Origin of the sequence: Microcoleus sp. Pol12B4, from assembly GCF_036701385.1 — a bacterium.
Lineage (GTDB): Bacteria > Cyanobacteriota > Cyanobacteriia > Cyanobacteriales > Microcoleaceae > Microcoleus.
In genome coordinates this window covers 21962-45337 of sequence record NZ_JAUBQR010000026.1, presented here as the reverse complement: position 1 = coordinate 45337, position 23376 = coordinate 21962, and the positions used below count along the sequence as shown (strand labels likewise).

Sequence of the window (23376 nt, the reverse complement as noted above, 5' to 3'; positions counted from 1 at the left end):
CGTCTCTATTTTCAGCGCGGCTTCTTGGCTCTATCCTTTATGCAGCAAGCATTATAGGTACGTTGTCACCCGCTAAGAATTTTACCCCGCTCACACTATAAATTTTTTTGTAGGTGCAAATTACCGCAAAAAGCTTTGGCCTGAAGGTTTTTAGGACTGATCGCTCGCACTCTTATTCCTGATTAACAAACTCAGCCAACCGCTTCGCGTTGTCCCGCCGATGAACATTAATCGAACTGCATTTTGCTTCGACCCATCGATCTTATTCCATCCATCCGTTACATCCGTTACACAATCCGTTGCCGAACTTCCTTCTGCTATACAAAAAAATCCCCCGCCAGAAGGCAGGGGATTTCATTTAATTACCTAGAAACCAGAGTTCAGAGTTACCCGAATTTCCCGGCTGTCGAGGCAATTACAAAGGCCGCGTAAGTGAGGACGTTGCCCACAGTAAAGTGAACTAAGCCAACCAAACGACCTTGGACGATCGACAAAGCAACAGGCTTGTCTTTCCAGCGAACCAAGTTAGCCAAAGGAGTGCGCTCGTGAGCCCAAACCAAAGTCTCGATCAACTCTTGCCAGTAACCTCTCCAAGAGATCAGGAACATGAAACCAGTTGCCCAAACAAGGTGTCCGAATAAGAACATCCAAGCCCAGACTGACAAGTTGTTAGTACCATACGGGTTGTAACCGTTGATCAACTGAGAAGAATACAGCCAGAGGTAATCGCGGAACCAGCCCATCAGGTAGGTAGAGGACTCATTGAACTGAGCCACATTACCTTGCCAGATGCCCAGGTGCTTCCAGTGCCAGTAGAACGTTACCCAAGCTAGGGTGTTCAACATCCAGAATACAGACAGGTACATCGCGTCCCAAGCAGAGATGTCGCAAGTACCGCCACGGCCGGGGCCGTCGCAAGGGAAAGCATAACCGAAGTCTTTTTTGTCCGGCATCAGCTTAGAACCGCGTGCATCCAGAGCGCCCTTGACCAAGATCAAGGTGGTGGTGTGCAAGCCTAGTGCGATCGCATGGTGAACCAAGAAATCGCCAGGTCCGATCGCCAAGAACAGAGAATTAGTACCGCTGTTAATCGCATCCAACCAGCCTGGGAGCCATACGTTGCCGTAGTTGGGCCAAGCGGTAGAAGCAATGCTGTCAGGGTTAGACAACAGCACGTCCATGCCGTAGAGAGCTTTTCCGTGAGCAGCTTGGATGAACTGTGCGAACACTGGTTCAATCAAGATTTGCTTTTCAGGAGTTCCGAAAGCAACTACAACGTCATTGTGAACGTACAAGCCGAGAGTGTGGAAGCCCAAGAACAGCGACACCCAGCTCAAGTGAGAGATAATCGCTTCTTTGTGCTGCAACACGCGATCGAGCACGTTGCCTTTGTTTGCTTCAGGATCGTAGTCCCGCACCAAGAAGATAGCTCCGTGGGCGAAAGCGCCGACCATGATGAATCCAGCAATGTACTGGTGGTGGGTGTAAAGCGCAGCCTGAGTCGTGAAGTCCTTACCTATAAAAGCGTAGGGAGGCATCGCGTACATATGCTGTGCTACCAGGGAGGTAATTACGCCCAAAGCAGCGAGGTGAAATGCCAGTTGGAAGTGCAGCGAGTTGTTGTAGGTTTCGTACAAGCCTTGGTGAGGCAAGTTGAACTGCCCTTCACTCTTGCCGCCGACCAAACCAGCCTTAGAATCCAACATCTCTTTGATGCTGTGACCGATACCGAAGTTAGTCCGGTACATATGACCGGCAACGATAAACAGAACTGCGATCGCCAAGTGGTGGTGAGCGATGTCTGTCAGCCACAGGGATTCTGTTTGAGGGTGGAAGCCACCCAAGAAAGTCAGAATTGCGGTTCCAGCGCCTTCGGAAGTACCGAAGACATGGCTCGCTGCATCTGGGTTCTCGGCGTATACGCCCCAGTTACCAGTGAAGAACGGAGCCAAACCGGCTGGGTGAGGCGGGGTAGACAGGAAGTTGTCCCAACCTACGTGCTGTCCGCGAGATTCGGGGATAGCAACGTGAACCATGTGACCAGTCCAAGCCAAAGAGCTGACACCGAACAAACCAGCCAAGTGGTGGTTGAGGCGAGATTCAGCATTTTTGAACCAAGACAAGCTGGGGCGGTACTTGGGCTGGAGGTGCAACCAACCTGCGAACAGGAAGACAGCGGCCAGGAGTAGCAAGAAGATAGCTCCTTGATACAGGTCGGCGTTAGTCCGAATCCCTTGGGTGAACCACCAATGGTAGACACCGGAATAAGAGATATCCACCGGGTTAGAAGCGCCCCCTTGAGTGAAAGCTTCTACAGCAGGAGCGCCGAATTGCGGGTCCCAAATCGCGTGAGCGATCGGGCGGACGTTTAGGGGGTCTTTAATCCACTGTTCAAAGTTACCTTGCCATGCTACGTGGAACAGGCTGCCCGATGTCCACAAGAAAATGATTGCTAGGTGGCCGAAGTGAGAAGCAAAAATCTTTTGGTAAAGATTTTCTTCGGTCATGCCATCGTGGCTTTCAAAGTCGTGTGCTGTGGCAATCCCGTACCAGATCCGCCGTGTGGTCGGGTCTTGGGCAAGGTCTTGGCTAAATTTTGGAAATTTCGTTGCCATAAGCCTTGATTAATCCTGAATCCTGAACAAAATTGAAGGGATTCGGTTCGGAGTTTGGATTCTTGATTTGAGATTCCTCCCAAATCGAGAATCCAAAACCTAGGGGTAGTTTACCCTACCGAAATGATTCGCGCTAGGAAAAATGCCCACGTAGTGACAATTCCTCCTAGGAGGTAGTGAGCTACACCCACAGCCCGACCCTGAATAATGCTCAGAGCACGAGGCTGAATCGACGGAGCTACCTTGAGCTTGTTGTGAGCCCAAACAATCGACTCAATCAGTTCTTGCCAGTAGCCACGGCCACTGAACAGGAACATCAAGCTGAAGGCGAAGACGAAGTGTCCAGCTAGGAACATCAGACCGTAGGCCGACAGTGCCGAACCGTAGGACTGAATCACCTGAGAAGCTTGCGCCCAGAGGAAGTCCCGCAGCCAGCCGTTAATCGTGAGCGCACTTTGTGCGAAGTTGCCACCGGTAATGTGAGAAATTGTGCCGTCTGGCGATACTGTTCCCCACACGTCCGACTGCATTTTCCAGCTAAAGTGGAAAATCACGATCGAAATGCAGTTGTACATCCAGAACAAGCCTAGGAACACGTGATCCCAACCAGAAACTTGGCAGGTGCCACCACGGCCGGGGCCGTCGCAAGGGAACCGGAAGCCCAAGTTGCCTTTGTCAGGAACCAAGCGAGAACTGCGTGCAAACAACACGCCCTTCAATAGAATCAGGACTGTAACGTGAATGGTGAAAGCGTGGATGTGGTGGACCATGAAATCCGCCGTACCCAACTCGATCGGCATCATCGCTACTTTGCCGGCTACTACTACTGCACCGCCGCCAAAAGCGTGGCTAACGATTTCCGTAGCATTAGGCGCTGTTGTTCCCGGAGCCAAAGCGTGGATGTTTTGCACCCACTGGGCAAATATCGGACGCAACTGAATCCCGGTATCCGAGAACAAATCTTGAGGACGACCGAAAGCCCGCATCGTGTCGTTGTGAACGTACAAACCGAAGCTGTGGAAGCCCAAGAATATACAAACCCAGTTCAGGTGGGAAATGATCGCATCTCTATGACGGATCACGCGATCCAACAAGTTGTTGACATTTCCAGCGGGATCGTAATCCCGAACCATGAAGATTGCTCCGTGAGCGGCTGCTCCAACAATCAGGAATCCGCCAATCCACATGTGGTGGGTGAACAGGGATAGCTGAGTCGGGTAGTCGGTCGCGATGTACGGATACGGAGGCATCGCGTACATATGTTGGGCGACGATGATGCTCAGAGAGCCCATCAGTGCCAAGTTAATCGACAGTTGCGCGTGCCAAGAATTAGTCAGGATTTCGTAGAGACCTTTGTGACCTTCACCAGTGAAGGGGCCTTTGTGGTTCTCTAGGATTTCTTTCATGCTGTGGCCGATGCCCCAGTTCGTCCGGTACATATGACCAGCGACGATGAATAGCACTGCCAAAGCTAAGTGGTGGTGTGCTGTATCAGTCAGCCACAAACCGCCTGTGGTGGGGTTCAGACCGCCTTTGAAGGTCAGGAAGTCTGTATATGCGCCCCAGTTGAGGGTGAAGAAGGGGGTTAAACCTTTAGCGAAACTCGGGTAGATGTCAGCCATCAAGCCCGGTGTCAAAATCCACTCGTGCGGCAGGGGGATGTCGGCAACTGTTTTGATCAGCTTACCGCCGACTGTCAGCGGTGCACCTGCATCGATCGCGTCCATGCAAGCATTGATCGGCAGAGCAACGTGAATTTGTTGTCCTGCGAAGCCCAAGCACCCGCAGCCTAACAAAACTGCCAAGTGGTGGTTCATCATCGATTCCACGTTCTGGAACCATTCCAGTTTCGGAGCGCGGACGTGATAGTGGAACCAACCGGCAAACAGCATCAAAGCTGCCATTACCAGGGCGCCGATCGCAGTGCAATATAGCTGGTATGAGTTAGTGATGCCGTTGGCGCGCCACAATTGGAATAGACCAGAGGTGATCTGAATCCCGTGAAAGCCGCCGCCTACATCTGCATTTAAAATTTCTTGACCAAAAATCGGCCAGACCACTTGAGCGCTGGGCTTGATGGCTGTAGGATTTGTCAGCCAAGCTTCGTAATTGGAAAATTTAGCGCCGTGGAAATATGCGCCACTCAACCATACGAAGATTACTGCCAAGTGGCCGAAGTGAGCGCTAAAGATTTTGCGCGAAACGTCTTCTAAGTCACTTGTATGACTGTCAAAGTCGTGAGCGTTAGCGTGGAGGTTCCAAATCCAAGTGGTGGTTTTTGGCCCCTTAGCTAGAGTGCGATCAAAATGACCGGGTTTTGACCACTTCTCGAAAGAAGTTGGAACCGGATTCTTATCGACTACTACCCTAGCTTTTACCTCTCGCTCTGGAGGACTAATGGTCATGAAGACTCTCCTCTCGGTAAGACAAGGAACGAGAACTGAATACTGTACCGGACACTCCCCGCGCTTGATTAGGCGGGGGATTCTCGAAAAAGCCGACACTGCACTACACTTTACTCTTTGCAGAGCTATACGCAGGTGCATCGTCTCCCCAAGCATTTTGCTTCTTTGAAGAAGCCAGTTTCCCAGTGTCGCTAACAATGTGACTGGGTACTGCCAACTCTTCTCGCCAGATGAGCCACCGATCGCGTCCTTGATTCAGACTTGATACGGCTGCTTCTTTTGAGGGAGTTTTATGAATTATAAGCTTGCTAGAGAAGTATTAATCGCTTGTTAACAATACTTAAAAAAGGTTCAATTCTTGATGTAATAACGCCTTTAAATTCCACAGTCCCTCAAAAAAGTCAAGGGGTACTGCCATTAACTTTACAAAACTCAAAGATAAAGTAATTTAGGAATACTCATTTGTAGATATATGTTTTGGAAAACATCTGCGCGAATTAATAGTCGGAGAGGATGGGTTGCCAGCTGCTGCTTCAATCCTGCCTCCTAGGAGCCTTTGGAATTCATGAGCGGCAATTCCCCAATACTAAATTCATTTTTGGGCTATAGTTCCCTATGAGAAGGCTTCTAGGAGTATGGTTGCGTGATTGGGATCAATTGGCACAGAACGGTTGCAGGCAGGCTGCTGGCATTGTTCGCAGTAGCAGTATTAATTTTGGGTTTAGCAAGTTGTGGCGCGGGCCATTCCGAATTGCCCAAATCAGGGAACAAGAGCGGCTCAGCTACCGCCCAGGTAAACAAAATCTCAGAGGTTTCTCCCCCAGAAGCCATTCAACAACTGCGTCAGGCTCTAGAAATCTACCAGCCTCAAATTAGTATTTTGAATCCAAAACCTGACGAAGTGCTTCAGGATATAAATGTGTCTGTTCAGTTCCAAGTGAAGGACTTGCCCATTTTCAAAGGTGCAAACTTGGGTTTGGGCCCCCATGTGCAAGTTTTATTAGACAACCAACCTTACGCAGCAGTTTACGACATCAACCAACCTTTAACGCTCTCCGACTTAGAACCCGGAACCCATACCCTGCAGGTGTTCGCGACTCGCCCTTGGGGAGAAAGCTTTAAAAACGAAGGTGCCGCTGCTCAAACCACCTTTCACATTTTTACCAAAACAGACGACAATAATCCCGATCGAACATTGCCCTTATTAATGTACAACAGCCCCCAAGGCGGCTATGGGGCAGAACCCATCCTGCTGGACTTTTACTTGACAAATGCTCCCCCCCACGAAGTAGCGCAAGAAAATTCCCAAGATGAAATACTCGATTGGAAAATTCGAGCCACAGTCAACGGCCAAAGCTTTGCGATCGACCAGTGGCAACCTATATATCTTAAAGGATTCAAACCAGGGAAAAACTGGGTACAGCTAGAATTAATTGACGAACGAGGAAAAATTGTCAAAAACGCCTTTAATAATACAGTCAGACTGATAAATTTCCAACCGCTTGGTCAAGATCCTCTTTCTAAATTAGTGCGGGGCGAACTAACAGCAGCAGAAACTCGCGGTATAGTCGATCGTACCTACCAGGCTCCCGAACCCAAACCAACCCCAACCCCCGAACCACAACCGACACCTGCATTAGAAAAAACACCAGTTGTCCCACCCTCACCAGCGGTTCCAGAAACTCCTGTTACCCAACCGAGCTTAGAGCCAACAGTCGCTCCCGAAGTTGCTCCCATACAAGTAATAGAACCGACACCGACAGCAACCCCCCAACTCGAAGCGCCGAAAATTGTAGAACCAGTTCAAGTAACAGAACCAATACCGGCAGCAACTCCACAGTTAGAAACCCCGCAAGTTGTTGCACCCGTTAAAATAATAAAACCGAGCCCAACAGCATCTCCCCAAACAAAAAGACAGGAATATAGAGGATACTACAATCGGTTCCGCAACTTCTTGCGTCAAGAACCGCAACCTGCTAATCCTTCAGAGCCACCAACCCTGCCAGAAATAACAGGAAAAGCTGCAGTACCAAAAGTAGTCGCTCCCGCGATACCAGAAGAGTCTCCCAATCTTGTACCGCCAACGCCACCAGTTGCCGCTGAAACTCCTAGCCAGGGAACCAGCGAATTAGCCCCTCCCGAAACAACAGTTTCCGAACCCGAAAATCCGCCCAAATCCGAACAAAAAGTCGAATTTGCCACCTAACAAAAACTTTCTGGGCTTCTTCGTGGCATCAGCGTCCCGCCCGTGATCTATCTGCCGTTAAAAATTAAAGAACACTAAAAAATGACCTACCTCGAAACAGCAGCCAAATTCTACAGTGATGTTGCCGAAACACCCCAAATCGGACTTTGCTGCGTCCAAAGCAGTCCCTTGCAATTGCCAGGATTAAAAATTCCCGAACAAATGCAAGAAATGAATTACGGCTGCGGCACAACCGTTCACGCCGCCGAACTTGTCGGCAATCCCTTCGTGCTTTATGTAGGTGTCGGCGGCGGCTTGGAAGCACTACAATTTGCATATTTTTCTAGACACAAAGGAGCGGTTATTGCCGTCGATCCGGTTCCAGCAATGCGAGATGCGGCTGCACGAAACTTGCAAATAGCCGCCCACGAAAATGATTGGTTTGATGCGAGTTTTGTAGAAATTTGTGAAGGCGATGCTTTTGCGTTGCCGGTGCCGGATGCTTCTGTAGATGTTGTGGCACAAAATTGCTTGTTTAATATCTTTGAACCGGCGGATTTAGCTAAAGCATTAAAAGAGACTTATCGGGTGTTAAAACCGGGTGGCCGGTTGTTGATGAGCGATCCGATCGCAACTCGCCCCATTCCCCAGCATTTGAAGGAAGACCAACGCTTGCGGGCCTTGTGTTTGTCCGGTGCCCTGACATACGAAGAATACGTTCAACACCTTGTAGACGTTGGTTTTGGGCAAGTCGAAGTGCGGGCGCGCCGTCCTTACCGATTGCTGGACAAACACAATTATCAATTGGATGCGGATTTGCTGTTAGAAAGCCTGGATTCGGTGTCTTTCAAAGTGGATGTACCGGATGACGGAGCTTGCATTTTCACGGGCAAGACGGCGATTTATACGGGGTCTGAAGAGCTGTTTGATGATGGGGCGGGTCACGTTTTGCAGCGGGGAGTTCCGGCGGCGGTGTGCGATAAAACTGCTGGGAAGTTAGGCGGATTAATGCCAAATAAGTTGTTGATTACTGATTCGACTTGGCATTATAACGGCGGTGGTTGCTGTTAGATTTATTTCGGAATAAGGTGGCTGTAATCTTTGGGGAATAGAGCGTTTCTCAAAGAAGTGAGGTGTGGGGGCTTCCTATGCCCTCTTGGCACCTCATGTTAGTGAGCCATGGTCAAGAGGTCTCTAATTTTAGACTTCGCCTCAAATTTTCATCAAATTTTTATTTCCCCCTGACATCCTAGCGGGAGAAGGCTCACAACTCTGAAGTAAGGAATAGATTGCTCTTGAGAGGAGTGGCTGTTTTCATCACCCCCGTTCGGTAAATGTGAGGAGGAAATTTTTATGCTATCGAAATCTTTAAATTCAAGTTCATTATCGATCGTCCGTTACGGGTCTAGTTTTGTTTTGGGATTAGTTTTGTGCACGGCTTCGGCCCCGGTGCGGGCACACGTTGGACATAACAGCGAGTTTGCAGGTGGCGATGCGGCGAAGATTATGCAGCCGATCAAGGTCGATGCCAGTAAAGCAACCGCATTGGGAATTAAGACAGAGGCGATCGCCCCTACAACCGATGGAGGTATTGTCAAAGTTCCCAGCACCAGCTTAGTTGATGCCAATGGGCAAAAGCTCGTCTACATCCAGGAAGGAACAACCTACAAACCAATCTCAGTTCAGATTGGTAGCGACTCTGGAGATGTGGTGGAAATTAAAGAAGGCAATTTAGTTCCGGGAAATCAGATTGTGATGCAGGGGGCAACGTTTTTGTACTCGGAGGCATTGCGAGGTAAACCGCAGGCAGAAACACAGGCATCACCCGCTACATCGCAAGTAGAAACGCAGGCCTCACCCGCTACATCGGCCGCTACATCGCCAGCATCGGCCGCTACATCGCCAGCAGAAACGCAGCCTGCTCAAGGATCGTCACCTTTGATGTGGGTAGCAGGCGCAGGAGTTTTACTGGTGGGTGGATTCGCCCTCTTTGGGTTAAAAGGCAAGGATCGGTAGACATTCAAAAACCAAGATTTTTGGTAACAGTCGATCGCGACTGAGTAAATTTCTTTACTCCGTCTCCTAAAAGCTTGCCTCATGCTATCCAAATTTCCTCCTTATGTTAAACGTCATCCCCAAATGGTCTATTGCTCAACGATGGTTAGTGGTGTTCGGGGCGACCGCCCTGACCATCTGGAGCCTGCATACTGTAAGTCGAATGCCCCTCGACGTGTTGCCCAACTTTGCGCCCCCTCAAGTAGAAGTACAGACAGAAGCCCTCGGTCTTGCGCCGGAAGCGGTGGAATCATTGGTGACGTTACCGCTAGAAAGTGCGGTCAACGGAACACCAGGAGTTGAAGTCGTCCGTACCTCCTCAGCCGTAGGAATTTCTGTATTGCGGGTGGTGTTTAAATGGGGTACTGACCCCTATCAAGCTCGTCAACTCGTGGCAGAGCGCTTGCAGGACGCGCAAGACCGACTTCCAGAAGGCATAGGTACACCGCAGATATCGCCCCTAGCTCCCCCCATCGGGACGGTGATTCAATATGCCTTCATGTCAGACACTACATCGATCATGGAAGTACGGCGTTTGGTGGATGGCAAAATCAACAATCGCTTGCTGGCAGTTCCAGGCGTATCGCAAGTGCTAGTCTACGGCGGAGAAATTCAGCAGTTTCAGGTCATTGCTAATCCTGAAAAACTCAAAGCGTTGAAGGTTTCCCTTCAGGAAGTCGTCAAGGCTGCAAACGAGGCAAATGCCAAAACCGCCGGTGGATTGTTGATTGACCCCGAACGCGAATTAGTGATTCGGGGACAGGGACAAATCCAGAACATCGAAGATTTGCAAAAAGCGGTCGTCAAGGTGCAGGAGGGAAAACCCATTCTACTGCGGGATGTCGCAGAGGTGAAGATTGGGGCTGCACTCCAGCGAGGCGATGCCAGTTGGAATACTAAACGGGCTGTGGTCGTGATGGTCAACAAGCAACCTTTGGTGGATAGTCCCACCGTCACGCAAGCCATCATCGAGGCGATGGAGGAAATTAAACCGGGCTTACCCAAAGATGTGAAGGCGAATGTCACTTTCCGGCAAGATGCCTACATTGATGCCTCAGTTGGTAATGTGCGATCGGCCTTGATCGAAGGCAGTTTGATTGTCGCAGCCATCCTGATTCCCTTTCTGATGAACTGGCGCACCCTCACCATCTGTTTGCTGGATTTCTTTCTCTCGCTACTGTTCTCGCTGTTAGTGTGTTCCTGGATCGGGCTGGAACTCAACACCATGACCCTCGGCGGATTGGTAGTGGCGATCGGGACAGCAGTGGATGATGCGATCGTCTACTGCGAAAATACCGATCGCCGCTTACGCGAAAATCGCCTCTCGCCCAATCCCCAGCCACCACTGGAGATTATTTTTGAGGGTTCTCAGGAGGTGCGCGAGTCGCTGATTGGGGCGACGTTAATTGGCATTATTGTCTTTTCACCGATTTTCACACTCTCTGGGGTAGAGGGGCGGATCTTCACCCCAATGGGCATTGCCTATCTGGTGGTGGTAATCATCTCCAGCCTGGAATCCCTAGTAATCTCCCCTGCATTGTGTGCCATTCTGCTGCCCCACAGCCGGATGCAGACGACAGAACCCTTCCTAGCCCGGTGGTCTAAACAACTTTACGATCCGTTGCTGCGAATGGCGATGCGTCGCTCTACCTTAATTTTAGGACTGGCAACAGCCTCAATGGTAGCGGCCATGCTGATTGTGCCGACGTTAGGACGGGATTTTCTGCCAACATTCCAGGAACGATCGCTGATGAATGCGATCGCCCTTTATCCGGGTTCCTCATTGGAATCAACCAATCGCGTCGGGTTAGCGATTCAAACAGCACTTAAGGATGACCCCCGGTTTGAATCAGTACAACTGCGATCGGGGCGTGCTCCGGGTGACCCGGATGCGGCATCGGTGAACTTGGCCCACCTGGACGTGGAACTGAGTGAAGCTGCGATGCAAAACCGTCCTGCCTCGATTCAAGCCTTGCGGGAGGCATTGGGTCAGTTTCCGGGAGTTGCTACCAATATCGGTGGATTTATCAGTCACCGCATGGATGAAGTGTTGTCGGGGGTGAGAAGTGCGATCGCGATTAAAGTATTCGGCAACGATTTACAAGAACTACGCCGCATTGGAGAACAAATCGAAACGACAATGAAAGACGTGAAGGGATTGGTAGACCTTCAGCTTGAGCCCCAAATTCCGATCCGTCAAGTACAAATTCAATTTAACCGAGATGCAGCCGCTCGCTACGGATTGACGATCGCCCAATTGTCAGATTTCACCGAAACAGCCCTAAATGGTCGCGTGGTTGGTCAAGTAGCCGATGGTCAACAATTGGTCGATGTGTTGGTTTGGGTCAACGAATCAGCCCGTCGCAATCTCAACACTATTCGCAACCTCCAGGTCAATACCCCAACAGGTCAAATAATCCCGCTGTCGCAGGTAGCAAAGGTTGATTTTGGTAATGGACCCAACACGATTAACCGGGAAAACGTCTCGCGTTTAATTGTAGTGTCAGCCAACGTACAGGGACGCGATGTTGGTTCGGTCGTCGGTGACATTCGCGCCAAGGTTAAGCAATCAGTGCAACTGCCCCAAGGCTACTATATTCAGTACGGCGGACAGTATGAGTCGGAACAACGCGCTGCTCAAAACTTCCTAATTTTCGGAATATTAGCGGTGGTGGCTATCGCAGTATTGATGTACTTCACCGTAAAATCCGTTCCTGCGATGCTGATGGTGATGATCAATTTACCATTAGCACTGGTTGGCGGTGTCATCTCCGTGCTGCTAACGGGCGGTGTTCTTTCTGTTCCCTCAATGGTGGGATTTGTGACGCTATTTGGCGTGGCGACGCGCAATGGATTGCTGCTGGTAGACAACTACAACACCAAACTGGCACAAGGAATGCCGCTTCCCAAAGTCATTGTCGAAGGCTCGATGGAACGCTTGCTGGCGATTCTGATGACAGCACTCACTTCGGCATTGGGGATGATTCCCCTGGTCTTAAGCGGTGGGGCTGGTAAGGAATTGTTGCAGCCTTTGGCGATCGTCGTCCTCGGCGGACTCTTTACCTCAACTGCTCTCACCCTACTGGTTCTACCTGCATTGTATGCTCGATTTGGCAAGTTTCTGATGCCGAAACGGATTATGGAAGCAACCGGGTTGAGAAACTATGGCATTGAGCAGACACCAACGAAAGAGGACGAGGTTGCAATAAAATGAGAATTCTGCTGGCGGAAGACGAACCCGATTTGGGTGCGATCGTGCAACGCACCTTGAGCCGAGAAAAGTACCTGGTGGATTGGGTGCAAGATGGCACAACTGCTTGGAACTATCTGGAAGACCAATGGACGGAGTACACGGTGGCGATTTTTGACTGGTTGCTACCGGGAACTTCTGGGCTGGAACTGTGCCAACGTTTGCGCCGGCAGAATAATCCTTTACCCGTTTTGATGTTGACGGCAAAAGATCGCACTGAGGATATGGTGGCTGGGCTGGATGCTGGGGCTGATGACTATCTGATGAAACCGTTCGTTAAAGCGGAGTTGTTAGCCCGGTTGCGAGCTCTCCAGCGACGGGGACGGAGTGTGTCGCCGGAGCAGTCGCCCCATTTTAATTCTGACCAGCTTGAGGTGGGGCGATTGCGGCTTAACTATACTAAATCAACCATCTCCACTACAGATGACGGAGGACAGCTAAGGGTGATTCCTCTGACGGCTAATGAGTTTCGGTTATTGGAATATTTTATGCAGCACCCGAATCAAATCCTCTCGCGCGATCGACTTTTGACTCGGCTGTGGGATGTGGATACTGACCCGATGAGCAATGTAGTTGCTGCTAGAATTCGTCTGTTGCGCCGCAAGCTGGCAGATTATGGCTGTGACGGGATGATTGAAACGGTTCATGGATTCGGGTATCGCTTGAACAAGTAATATGCACTCCAACAAGCTATTTAACCGCACGCGCTGGCAACTTGCGGGTTGGTATGCGATCGTCATTGGGTTGTTGTTAGGTATATGCGGTGTTGCAGTCTATCAGGTTGTGTTTCACACGCAGCGATACATCCTCCAGGAAAAACTACAGTCCTTAGCCGGAACGCTGCATGACACTATCGAACCACAATTACAACAACCGGGACAGCTTTCATCCAGCTTGAAAACTATTTTGCCCGGTTTGTGTCTGTGGAATGAAAACTGTTACTCTTCAGGCAATGACGGGGCGCGACATACTGCTAGGGTGTTTCAGCAGGAGGGATATTATCTCCGCTTTTTAGACCAATCTGGGGCAATATTAGGGAAGGTTGGAGAGCAGCCGGATGTATTAGAAAACTTTGCACCAAAAGAGTTTTGGCAAATTCTGCATCTTTCTAATGGCGATCGCTTTTATCAAATTTCTCTATTACTGAGAACAAACAGCGGTTTGCCTTGGGGTTATATGCAAATTGGGCGATCGCTCAAAGAATGGGATGCTTATCTGAGCACTTTGCGATTGTTGCTCTTTTTAGGCTTACCCTTAGTCATGCTGCTAGTGGGAGGAGCTAGTTGGTGGTTATCTGGATTAGCGATGCGACCAATTTATCAGTCCTATCTCCAGATGCAGCAATTCACCTCCGATGCCGCTCATGAATTGCGAACGCCTCTGGCTGTCATTCAGACTACTGTTGAGGATACTCGTCTGGCTGAAGATTTACCGGAGGTTAGTCAAAACCTGGATATTATCGAACGACAAAACATCCGCCTTTCTAGGTTAGTGAAAGATTTATTGTTTATTTGTAGAATTGAGCAACAACAGATTCCGACTCAATTGCAGCATTGCTGTTTCAACTATCTGATTGGCGATTTAGTAGAAGAACTTGCAGGTTTAGCAATGGTGTCTGAGGTGGAATTAAAGTTAGAAAATCGTGCTTCGCGAGCCGTTGTAATTCTTGGGGATGAAGCCCAACTTTACCGAATGGTGACAAATTTAATTACCAACGCTATTAACTACACTCCCCCAGGAGGGCTAATCCTTGCCATCCTCGATTGCACCGACAAGGAAGCGGTGATTCAAGTTCAGGATACGGGTGTTGGTATCGCCCCAGCCGAGCAAACGCGAATTTTTGATCGTTTCTACCGAGTGCAGAGCGATCGCTCTAGAGCTACAGGTGGGGCAGGATTAGGGCTATCGATTGCAAATGCGATCGCAGTGGCTCATCAAGGCAGCATTCAAGTCCAGAGTGAGTTAGGAAAAGGCAGTACATTTACAATCCGTCTACCACTCAAATGAGAACAATATTACTGCGATGGCGGCGTCCTATTGCCTTTGCCAGGGGAACCGCAGAATATCAATCTGTGGGTTAACTCGATCGCAAGTGCGATCGACCCGAATAAAATTAACGGTGTATTGGTGATGCTGGAAAATAACAGCCGGGAAAACCCAGGATAAAATTGGGGCTCAGCAAGAGGGACGAATTTCTGAAGCGGTTAATTCTCTGGTTCGTCAGAGAGACTTTACAAGGGTAGCGACATCTGCCCGTTCTTTGATTGGAGATACTGGTATACTACGATCGACAGTTAGTTATTTAATAATTTGTAGTCATGGTAAATATGTCAAGCATCTCCAACATCGCCTCTGAAGTGGAAAGTGACTTTCTGGGAGAGATTGATAACCTTGACAGGCAATTACACGATCGCTTTCAAGACCAGTTTGTAGTCCAGACCTCGCTTACGCGACTTTTGGTTAGTTTTCAGGCTAACAAAACTAGACCCATTTATAGGTGGTACAAGTATAAGGAAGCTTTCTCCGCTTCTCTGGTAGAGTTCTTATTCCAAAAATATCAAGTCATTCAAGGCAAAATTTTAGATCCTTTTACAGGTAGTGGAACTGCTTTATTTGCTGCTAGCGACTTGGGAATAGATGGTGAGGGGATTGAATTATTACCTATTGGTCAACATATAATTAATACCAAAATCCTTTTAGACACTGCCTTCACTCTTGATGATTTTCAGCGGCTAAAGACCTGGTTTAATTTGCAAATATGGAAACAATTTGGAAACCCAGTCACTCTGCCAGAATTGAGAATCACTAAAGGGGCTTACTCCGAAGAAACTAAAATAGAAATCGAGCAATATCTTGGAGCTTGTTATCAAGAAAATACCAAGGTTCAATCAGTTTTAGTCTTGACTTTACTGTGTGTTTTAGAATCCGTAAGCTATACACGCAAAGATGGACAGTATCTTCGTTGGGATTACCGTTCGGGTCATGGCACGTCAAAGAAGTCCTTCAATAAAGGTGAGATTTTGGAGTTCAGTCAAGCTATTACCAAAAAATTTAATGAACTTGTTAACGACTTAGAACCTCCTACACAACAACTTGAGCTTTTTCAAACTCAGAATAATCAACAAGGCAAAATTAATTTGCATCAAGGTTCTTGTCTGAAGATAATGCCTGATTTGCCGGACTCTACCTACGATGCAATCATCACATCTCCACCATACTGCAATCGATATGACTATACTCGCACCTATGCACTAGAGCTAGCTTTACTAGGAATTTCTGAAAAGGAATTAATTAATCTGCGTCAGGAAATGCTAAGTTGTACGGTTGAGAATCACCCCAAAGATTTATTGGCTATCAATCAGGCTTGGGAAGTAGCTTTAAGTATTGCTAATTCGCAAACTCTATTGCAGGCTATATTAAGATATTTGGACAGCCAAAAGTCACAGGGTATATTGAACAACAATGGTATACCAAGAATGGTAAGAGGATATTTCTATGAAATGGCTTGCGTAATACAAGAAAGCTTTCGTATCCTTAAACCTGGGGCATTTTTGTTTATGGTTAATGACAATGTGCGCTACGCAGGTATAAGCATTTCAGTGGACATGATTCTTTCTGATTTTGCTGAACAACTCGGCTTTCTTACTGAAAATATTCTAGTCTTACCAGGTGATAAGGGGAATAGTAGTCAACAGATGGGAAATTATGGACGCGCTCCTTTGAGGAAGTGCGTTTATGTATGGAAAAAACAATAACTCGAAGCCTATGTGTGTTTATCGTAACCATCTTCAATCCAGTGACGATCTTGTCACAACCTATGAAGACACTCGTGGGGGTTTTGTTGCACTTGCCCTTGAAAAAAATCGACGCGCTACACCTTACGTTGCCCAAGCAAGAGCACTTCAAGAAGCTGCGGGTCAAGCTGAGAGTCCTGCTGATTTGTTAAATGTTAAGGGCATTGAAATGGGATTGTTGACTGCAGCAGGATTATCTGACAAGTCTCTTGCTCATTTGATGCCAAATGATAAAATTGAAGCTATCAATGGTCTAATCAGGAATTTTCTTGAGCCAGCAGGCACAAATTTTGTGGAGGAATTGGTCTTTAGATTTCTACTGACTCGTGGTGACACGCTTGGTGGCTCAATGCGTAATGTTGGCGGAGCATTAGCACAAAGAAAACTAACTCGTGCTATCCTCTCGACTCTCACCATTGCTGGTAAGAGATATTACTGGCAACACTCAAAGACAAAAAAGTGGATAGCCATGACAAATGATGACACAGAAATTGAGTTGTCTTTACGTGGAATAAGTTGGGAGAGCGAGCTGGGTAATCGCACATTGATTTATAACCTAACTGTTCCGCTAGTCAGGAGCAATGTGGATTTATGTTTATTTAATCTTGCCCCGACGGAGTTGGTAGTCAGTCAATCCAGCGCAATTGACCCATCTATGGTGGCGCCTTATGTTATTGCATTGGGCGAACTTAAAGGCGGAATCGATCCTGCCGGTGCAGATGAGCATTGGAAAACGGCACAAGCGGCACTAAATCGCATACGCGAAGCTTTTTTCCGGGTTGGACATTCACCTCTGACTTTCTTTGTGGGTTCAGCGGTGGCGACAAGGATGGCGGGTGAAATTTGGCATCAACTGGAAAACGGGACTCTCACTAATGCTGCCAATCTGAATGAGGAGAATCAAGTTGCATCTATTTGTCGTTGGTTATGTAATTTATAAAAGCAAAAACCGTTTTGACTCCGTGTCTGTTTTAACATCCTCCCTAACCCCCGTCTTGTGACACAGCCATCTTCGCTGTCTCCAAAAGCCCCGGTTTAGTAAGCTTTCTTCCCATCCTGCCAAACTTCCCGCTAAATTAAAGAAGTAAAAAAATCATTCACATCCTACCCAGGAGATGCCATGCCCCGCGTCAGAGCACCAGAATTCCCCGGAAACTACCCCTGGCTGAATACCGAAAAACCTTTATCCATTGAATCCTTAAAAGGACGCGTCGTCCTCCTTGACTTCTGGACATACTGCTGCATCAACTGCTTGCACGTCCTGCCAGACTTAAAATACCTTGAACAAAAATATAAAGATTCCCTCACGGTTATCGGCGTTCACTCAGCTAAATTTGAAAACGAAAAAGAAGTAGAAAACATCCGCCAAGCTATCCTCCGCTACGATATCGAACATCCCGTAATCGTAGACAGCGGCATGAAAGTTTGGCAAAGCTACGCGGTTCGCGCTTGGCCGACTTTAATGGTGATCGATCCTGAAAGTTATGTCGTCGGCTTTGTTTCCGGCGAAGGCAATAGAGAAGCACTTGACGAGTTAGTTGGCAAGTTAATTGCTGAATACAAAGATAAAAATGCACTTAACTTTAAACAACTCAGTTTTCGCTTAGAAAAACAGCGCCAACCTGTATCAACACCGCTGGCTTTTCCCGGTAAAGTGCTGGCATTTGCGATCGCTGCAACGGAGGCAAAACAGCTTCACCAACAGGTGGCGCTTTTGGGCGAAATGACTCAGGAAAATGAATCTGTAGATGAAACTGTATTGCCCGGGCCTGCTAATTCAGTCATACAAAACTTAGTCGGTTCTTGCTTATTTATTGCCGATTCCGGCCACAATAGGATTGTTGTCAGCACCCTCGAAGGTGAGGTGCTGCACGTCATCGGTAGCGGCAAACCGGGTTTAACTGATGGGGACTTTGAAGAGGCTGAGTTTTTTGCACCTCAAGGTATGGCTTTTGATGCAGAAAGTCAAATTCTATATGTTGCTGATACGGAAAATCATGCTCTCAGAAAGATTGATTTTACGACTCAACGGGTAGAAACTGTTGCTGGTACCGGCGAACAAAGTCACGAAATTTCACCCCGCAGCGGCAAGGGTTTAGAAACACAATTGAATTCGCCTTGGGATTTAGAAAGAGTTGGAAATAGACTTTTTATTGCAATGGCGGGTTCCCACCAAATTTGGGAAATGCAGTTAGACACTGGCACGATCGGCACTTATGCGGGTATAGGCCGAGAATCCTGTGTGGACGGGAATCTTGCAGAATCTGCTTTTTCTCAGCCCAGTGGCCTCGCTACGGATCGATCGGAGTTGTTTGTTGCCGACAGCGAAATTAGTTCGATTAGGGCTGTGGGTATAGATGAAGACCCGAAGGTTCGCACTGTTTGTGGTAGCGGTGAATTGTTTGGTTTTGGGGATAAAGATGGTCGCGGTGATGAAGTCAGGTTGCAGCACTGTTTGGGTGTTGAATACGCTCAAAATTACCTCTGGGTGGCTGATACTTACAATCACAAAATTAAGCGGATCGACCACCGGGGCGGTACGTGCAGAACAATGATTGGAGATGGTACAGCAGGTTTGGTTGATGCTAAAGGTCTCAACGCTCGATTTTTTGAACCTTCAGGGTTGAGTGCGATCGGGCCTCATTTGTTTGTTGCTGATACGAACAATCATGTAATTCGGAGAGTTGAGTTGGATACGCTGGAAGTCACAACTTTGGATTTCCCCAGTTTGTGCGCTCCAGATGTTTGTCTTCCTGATTGAGTCGATCAACTTTTTTGACTTCAATTCTCCTGATTGCCAGATTGATTGTGGTAAAGTAGGGTGCTCTTCAGCGCACCTTACCACAATTTTTAAGCCAAGTAAGTTACCCTAATTATTCGCGGTGAGTACAGTGCCTCACCCGCAATTCACTCCTGGATGCAGAACCTATATATTTAGGGTGTACTGCCCAACAATACCTAACCGATATAAGTAGAACGCCAAACCACTTTTTGCGTCCAGGACTGAATTACTAAATGTTGTTAATTCCATGGCTACTAAAACCGCAATCGCCGGTATTAAATAATCGCAAAAATCCTCGCCCCAATCTAAAATTCCGAATAGCTCAGCAGCCGCACTATTTTTTCATTATCATTCAATTCGCCGACAATTCGTCGCACGGGTTTCGGCCAGATTTTAATCAAAGTAGGAGTTGCTGAAATCTGATCTGCCTCAGCTTGTTCTGGATGTTTCAAAACATCAATTACTTTTAAAGTGTAGGGACGATCAAGGCATTTCTCTAAAAACTGGTGTAAAGTTTCGAGAGTGCGTTCGGTGCTGGGGTTGCTGCCGGAAACAAACAGACGCAAAACGTACCCTTGAGTTTGTGGCGGTGGGGTAAGTGCTGTTGGTTTGGGCAGCCGAGCCTGCTGCGATGGCGGAAGGTCCAAGGGAGTTACGATCGAACTGCTCCAGCCCGATCTAGCTTCTGGGCTGGCATACTGTACAACTAAGTCGTGATTTTCCCAAAGTTCGGGGAATTGTTGGTGATAAGTAGCAATTGCCATCGGTTCGCACATTTCTTCACTCCGGGGATGCCACACTAAGTCGCCAGTCCCAAAAATGGCATTCAGCAGCGTTTGATGTCGCAGCACGGGGGGGTAAGCCTCGGCAGCAAGCCGCACTTGCCGATCGCCTGGATCGAGCCAGCAGTCAACGGTTGCCGTGTAGCAAGGTATCAGAAAATGCGGGGGTTCCGACAAACCGAGGATCTCCTGTAGAGCTACGCACAACTGCAAGTGCCACCGAGTTTGCTTGCGGGGGTCTATGCAATAGATTAAGTCTCCCCCTGGCGTAAACAGCGCAATGCCTTTGAAAATTTCTGGCAAAATCGGGCGATCGACTTTCAATTCAGTACACCAATAAAAGTTAACAGTTAACTGTTAACAGTTAACTGTTAACACTCCACCTTTAGACTCGACCTCGCAGCATCTGAGCCATTTCGTTCGGGTATGGCGAGTTCTCTACACAAAGTTCTTCAGTAATCCGACCTTCTTGATAAAGGCCGTAGAGCGACTTATTCATCGTCGTCATGCCTTCATAAGTATCTTTAATCATGATTTGATTAATTTCCTCATTCTGGCCCTTCAGAATGTATTCCTTAACCACGTCGGTATTGATCAAAACGTCGTGGAAAGCAGCCCGCTTCCCGTCTGTGGTTTTGCACAGCAGTTGAGCAATAATTGCCACTAGGGATTCGGAAATTGAAACCCGTATGGCCTCCTGTTCTTCGGGTCCGAACATATCCAGAATCCGGTTCAGAGTTTTAATGGCACTGTTGGTGTGCAGGGTTCCTGCAACTAAGTGACCGGTCTGAGAGGCTTTGAGGGCGATTTCCACCGTCTCTCTGTCCCGAATTTCTCCTACTAGCATCATGTCGGGGTCTTGTCGCAGAGCGCCTTTGAGAGCGTTCATAAACTTGAGGGTGTGTCTGCCGACTTCCCGGTGCTTGATCAAGGATTTTTTGCTTTCGTGTACGAATTCTACCGGGTCTTCGATCGTGATGATATTGTAAGCTTTATTCTTATTGATGTAATCGATCATCGCGGCCAAGGTGGTAGACTTACCCGAACCTGTCGGGCCAGTCACCAAAATCAGCCCTTTGTGGTAGCCGCATATTTTCTTAAAGACTTCCGGCAGCTTCAATTCCTCCAGTGTCATTATTTTGGAAGGAATTAGCCGCAGCACCATTGCCGGGCCGGCCAAGGAGTCCATGCAACTAATCCGAATCCGCACGAACCCGAAGTCGAAAGCGCCGTCAAAGTCTAGGGTTTTTTGGAAAATTTCAATTTCTTCATCGCTCATGCACTCGCGCAACCAGCCAAAAAACGTATCTAAGTCTGTTGGTGGATACCCGATGTCGGCAATCTCACCCCGCGTGCGGAAGCGGGGCACTTCGTTTACTCCGAGGTGAAGGTCGGATACTCCTTCATCTTTGGCTCGCAGCACTAGCTCTTTCAAAGTTGGAGATCCGCCGCTGCTGGAGATCGGGGCTTTAGGTGTGGCGAAGGATTGGGGTGGCGGTGCTGGTGCTGGTGCTGGTGCTGGTGGCGGTGCTGGCGGCATTCCTGCTGCTCTGGGGGGCATCCCTGGAGCTGGAGGACGGGGCATTCCTGGCGGTGGGGGAGCTCCGGGTACGGGCGGGCGAGGAGCTGGCGGATGCTGCTGTGTCATATGCGCTACCTTAAGTTGGTGAGAAGGCTGACTCGAACAGATGATTTGTGGGAGTTGAACAATGCCGATCGCCATTGTGCGGGTCTTGCACAAAAGCTTAACTGTTGTACTCAGTCTATCCTAAGAGGGAGTCATAATGCTGCAATACTAAGGAAATATTGTGCCAATTGGAGGATGCGATCAATCTCGCCTTCCGAGCAAATATGGATTTTCGACTTTTTTGGAGATTTTTTTTAATGAAAAGAGTTTTCCGCAACCAAGCAGTATAAATTGATACTTTAGCCAAATATTAAGGACTTAAACCGATGAATTCTGTCGATCGGGCTTTTACTCCAGCTCTGGAGTTGGCGGAGTCGATCCGCACCCTGGAAGTGTCGCCTTTAGAAATTGTCAATCTGTACTTGGAACGCATTGAGCGATTAAACCCTGAGCTGGGCAGTTATTTTACTGTAACGGCCGAGCGGGCGATCGCCCTAGCTAAATCTCAAACCGAAAAACTAGCTGGGTTAAACAAGCCACAGGAATTGCCACCTTTTTTCGGAGTGCCGATCGCCATTAAAGACTTGACACCCGTTACCGGCGTTCCCTGTACCTACGGCACTCAGGCTTTGCTGGGTAACATCTCTGCCTACGACGAGTCAGTAGTATGGCGGATCAAAGCAGCGGGATTTAACATTCTGGGGAAAACAGCAACCTCTCAAATTGGCTCATTACCTTACACCGAACCAGAAGGTTTCCCACCGGCGCGCAATCCCTGGAATTTAGACTATACGCCCGGAGGTTCCAGCGGCGGCTCAGCGGCGGCTGTAGCAGCGGGTTTGTGCGCGATCGCCCAAGGTTCAGACGGCGGCGGTTCGATTCGAGGCCCAGCTTCCTGCTGCGGTTTAGTGGGCATTAAACCATCGCGGGGGCGAGTTTCCTGGGCACCTGTCGGAGATTACCTCAGCGGCATTTCTGCCAACGGACCATTGGCGCGTACAGTAGCTGACGCCGCCGCACTTTTGGATGTGATGTCAGGCTACACAACAGGCGATCCGTATTGGCTACCTGATTCAAATCCGACATTTTTAGAGGCTTCCCGTCAAAAGCAAGCCAAACTGCGAATTGCGTTTTCTACGACTATTTCCCCTGTGGGCGAGGCTGCGCCTATCTGTCAGCAAGCGGTACTCGAAACCGTCAAGTTACTGACAGATTTGGGTCATGATGTCGAACCTGGATGCCCAGATTTTACAGGTTTAATCGAACCGTTTATCGCAATTTGGCAGTCGGGGGCGGCGGCAAGTGGCATTCCAGGCCATGCTTTGGAACCGATAAATCGCTGGCTGTTAGAAAGAACTATTTCCGCTGGGGAATATTTGCGGGCGGTGAATCAAATGCAGGTTATTTCACGGCGGATTGTGGGATTCTTTGAAAAATTTGATGTGTTAGTTTTGCCAACTTATATGCACTCGCCAATCCGGGTTGGGGAGTGGGCGGATTTGAGTTTTGAAGAAACTTTGCAGCGCATTATTAATTGGGTAGCTCCTTGTCCGCCGTTTAATGCTAGCGGTTTGCCTGCGATCGCACTTCCTGCTATTTTAGATAACAACGGTTTGCCCGTGGGAATTCAAATTATCGGGCGGCCGGCGGCGGAAGCAACTTTAATTGCTTTAGCGGCGCAGATGGAAGTGGCAAAACCTTTCCCCGTTTTAGATTTTAAATAGGGAAGAGCAAGGGATAAGAGCACGTTTCCCTTTTTTATGGGTATTATTCCAAATGCAGGACTTGTGCGCGGGGAACTAGAAACCAGGTTTTTCTAAGGAATTGCTTGTCATCAAACCCATATTTTACCAAGAAACAGGGCTTCTCCCCCCCAGTCAT

General features: G+C 48.5%; 15 protein-coding genes. 11 read left to right on the top strand and 4 right to left on the bottom strand.

Annotation, left to right across the window (positions count from 1 at the left end; genetic code table 11):
- Window positions 1–386: 386 nt before the first annotated feature.
- Both psaB and psaA read right to left on the bottom strand, forming a co-directional pair.
- The gene (gene psaB, locus QUA38_RS06085; RefSeq protein ID WP_333037061.1) at window positions 387–2615 is read right to left on the bottom strand and encodes a photosystem I core protein PsaB; all 2229 of its coding nucleotides are present in this window, start codon (window positions 2613–2615) and stop codon (window positions 387–389) included.
- Between the two features lie 110 nt (window positions 2616–2725).
- The gene (gene psaA, locus QUA38_RS06080) at window positions 2726–5020 is read right to left on the bottom strand and encodes a photosystem I core protein PsaA (RefSeq protein ID WP_333037062.1); all 2295 of its coding nucleotides are present in this window, start codon (window positions 5018–5020) and stop codon (window positions 2726–2728) included.
- A 643-nt stretch (window positions 5021–5663) separates the two neighbouring features.
- On the opposite strand from psaA, the gene QUA38_RS06075 reads away from it, so the two are divergent.
- The 10 genes from QUA38_RS06075 to QUA38_RS06030 all read left to right on the top strand — a co-directional run bounded on the left by QUA38_RS06075 (window position 5664) and on the right by QUA38_RS06030 (window position 19065).
- Window positions 5664–7226, top strand: coding sequence for a hypothetical protein (locus tag QUA38_RS06075; RefSeq protein WP_333160102.1), 1563 nt, complete (start codon window positions 5664–5666; stop codon window positions 7224–7226).
- A gap of 81 nt (window positions 7227–7307) precedes the next feature.
- The gene (gene arsM, locus QUA38_RS06070) at window positions 7308–8276 is read left to right on the top strand and encodes an arsenosugar biosynthesis arsenite methyltransferase ArsM (RefSeq protein WP_333160100.1); all 969 of its coding nucleotides are present in this window, start codon (window positions 7308–7310) and stop codon (window positions 8274–8276) included.
- A gap of 282 nt (window positions 8277–8558) precedes the next feature.
- Window positions 8559–9221 carry a hypothetical protein gene (locus QUA38_RS06065; RefSeq protein WP_333160098.1) on the top strand — a complete coding sequence of 221 codons (663 nt, stop codon included), beginning with the start codon at window positions 8559–8561 and terminating at the stop codon, window positions 9219–9221.
- Window positions 9222–9324: 103 nt separating this feature from the next.
- On the top strand, window positions 9325–12474 hold the full coding sequence (locus tag QUA38_RS06060; protein ID WP_333160096.1) for an efflux RND transporter permease subunit: 3150 nt from the start codon (window positions 9325–9327) through the stop codon (window positions 12472–12474).
- Window positions 12471–13184, top strand: coding sequence for a two-component system response regulator RppA (gene rppA, locus QUA38_RS06055; protein ID WP_333160094.1), 714 nt, complete (start codon window positions 12471–12473; stop codon window positions 13182–13184). Before QUA38_RS06060 ends, rppA begins: the two co-directional genes overlap by 4 nt.
- Before the next feature lies 1 nt (window position 13185).
- Window positions 13186–14517: a two-component system sensor histidine kinase RppB gene (rppB, locus tag QUA38_RS06050; RefSeq protein ID WP_333160092.1), complete on the top strand. Its 1332-nt coding sequence runs from the start codon at window positions 13186–13188 to the stop codon at window positions 14515–14517.
- 30 nt (window positions 14518–14547) lie between these two features.
- Complete coding sequence (locus QUA38_RS06045; RefSeq protein ID WP_333160090.1) at window positions 14548–14676, top strand: hypothetical protein; 129 nt, start codon at window positions 14548–14550, stop codon at window positions 14674–14676.
- Between the two features lie 161 nt (window positions 14677–14837).
- Entirely contained in the window at window positions 14838–16265 is a 1428-nt protein-coding gene (locus tag QUA38_RS06040; RefSeq protein ID WP_333160088.1) for a site-specific DNA-methyltransferase, read from the top strand.
- A complete protein-coding gene (locus tag QUA38_RS06035; RefSeq protein WP_333160086.1) occupies window positions 16246–17244 on the top strand; it encodes a type II restriction endonuclease in 999 nt (332 codons plus the stop codon). The genes QUA38_RS06040 and QUA38_RS06035 overlap by 20 nt, the downstream gene beginning before the upstream one ends.
- Window positions 17245–17424: 180 nt before the next feature.
- Window positions 17425–19065 carry a thioredoxin-like domain-containing protein gene (locus QUA38_RS06030; RefSeq protein WP_333160084.1) on the top strand — a complete coding sequence of 547 codons (1641 nt, stop codon included), beginning with the start codon at window positions 17425–17427 and terminating at the stop codon, window positions 19063–19065.
- 326 nt (window positions 19066–19391) lie between these two features.
- On the opposite strand, the gene QUA38_RS06025 is transcribed toward QUA38_RS06030, so the two are convergent.
- Both QUA38_RS06025 and QUA38_RS06020 read right to left on the bottom strand, forming a co-directional pair.
- Window positions 19392–20192, bottom strand: coding sequence for a circadian clock KaiB family protein (locus QUA38_RS06025; protein ID WP_333160082.1), 801 nt, complete (start codon window positions 20190–20192; stop codon window positions 19392–19394).
- Between the two features lie 61 nt (window positions 20193–20253).
- Window positions 20254–21516 (bottom strand): type IV pilus twitching motility protein PilT, encoded by a 1263-nt coding sequence (locus QUA38_RS06020; protein ID WP_333160104.1) that lies wholly within the window; start codon window positions 21514–21516, stop codon window positions 20254–20256.
- 305 nt (window positions 21517–21821) lie between these two features.
- Here QUA38_RS06020 and QUA38_RS06015 point away from each other — a divergent pair, with 305 nt between their 5' ends.
- Window positions 21822–23219, top strand: coding sequence for an amidase (locus tag QUA38_RS06015; protein WP_333160080.1), 1398 nt, complete (start codon window positions 21822–21824; stop codon window positions 23217–23219).
- Window positions 23220–23376 lie beyond the last annotated feature (157 nt).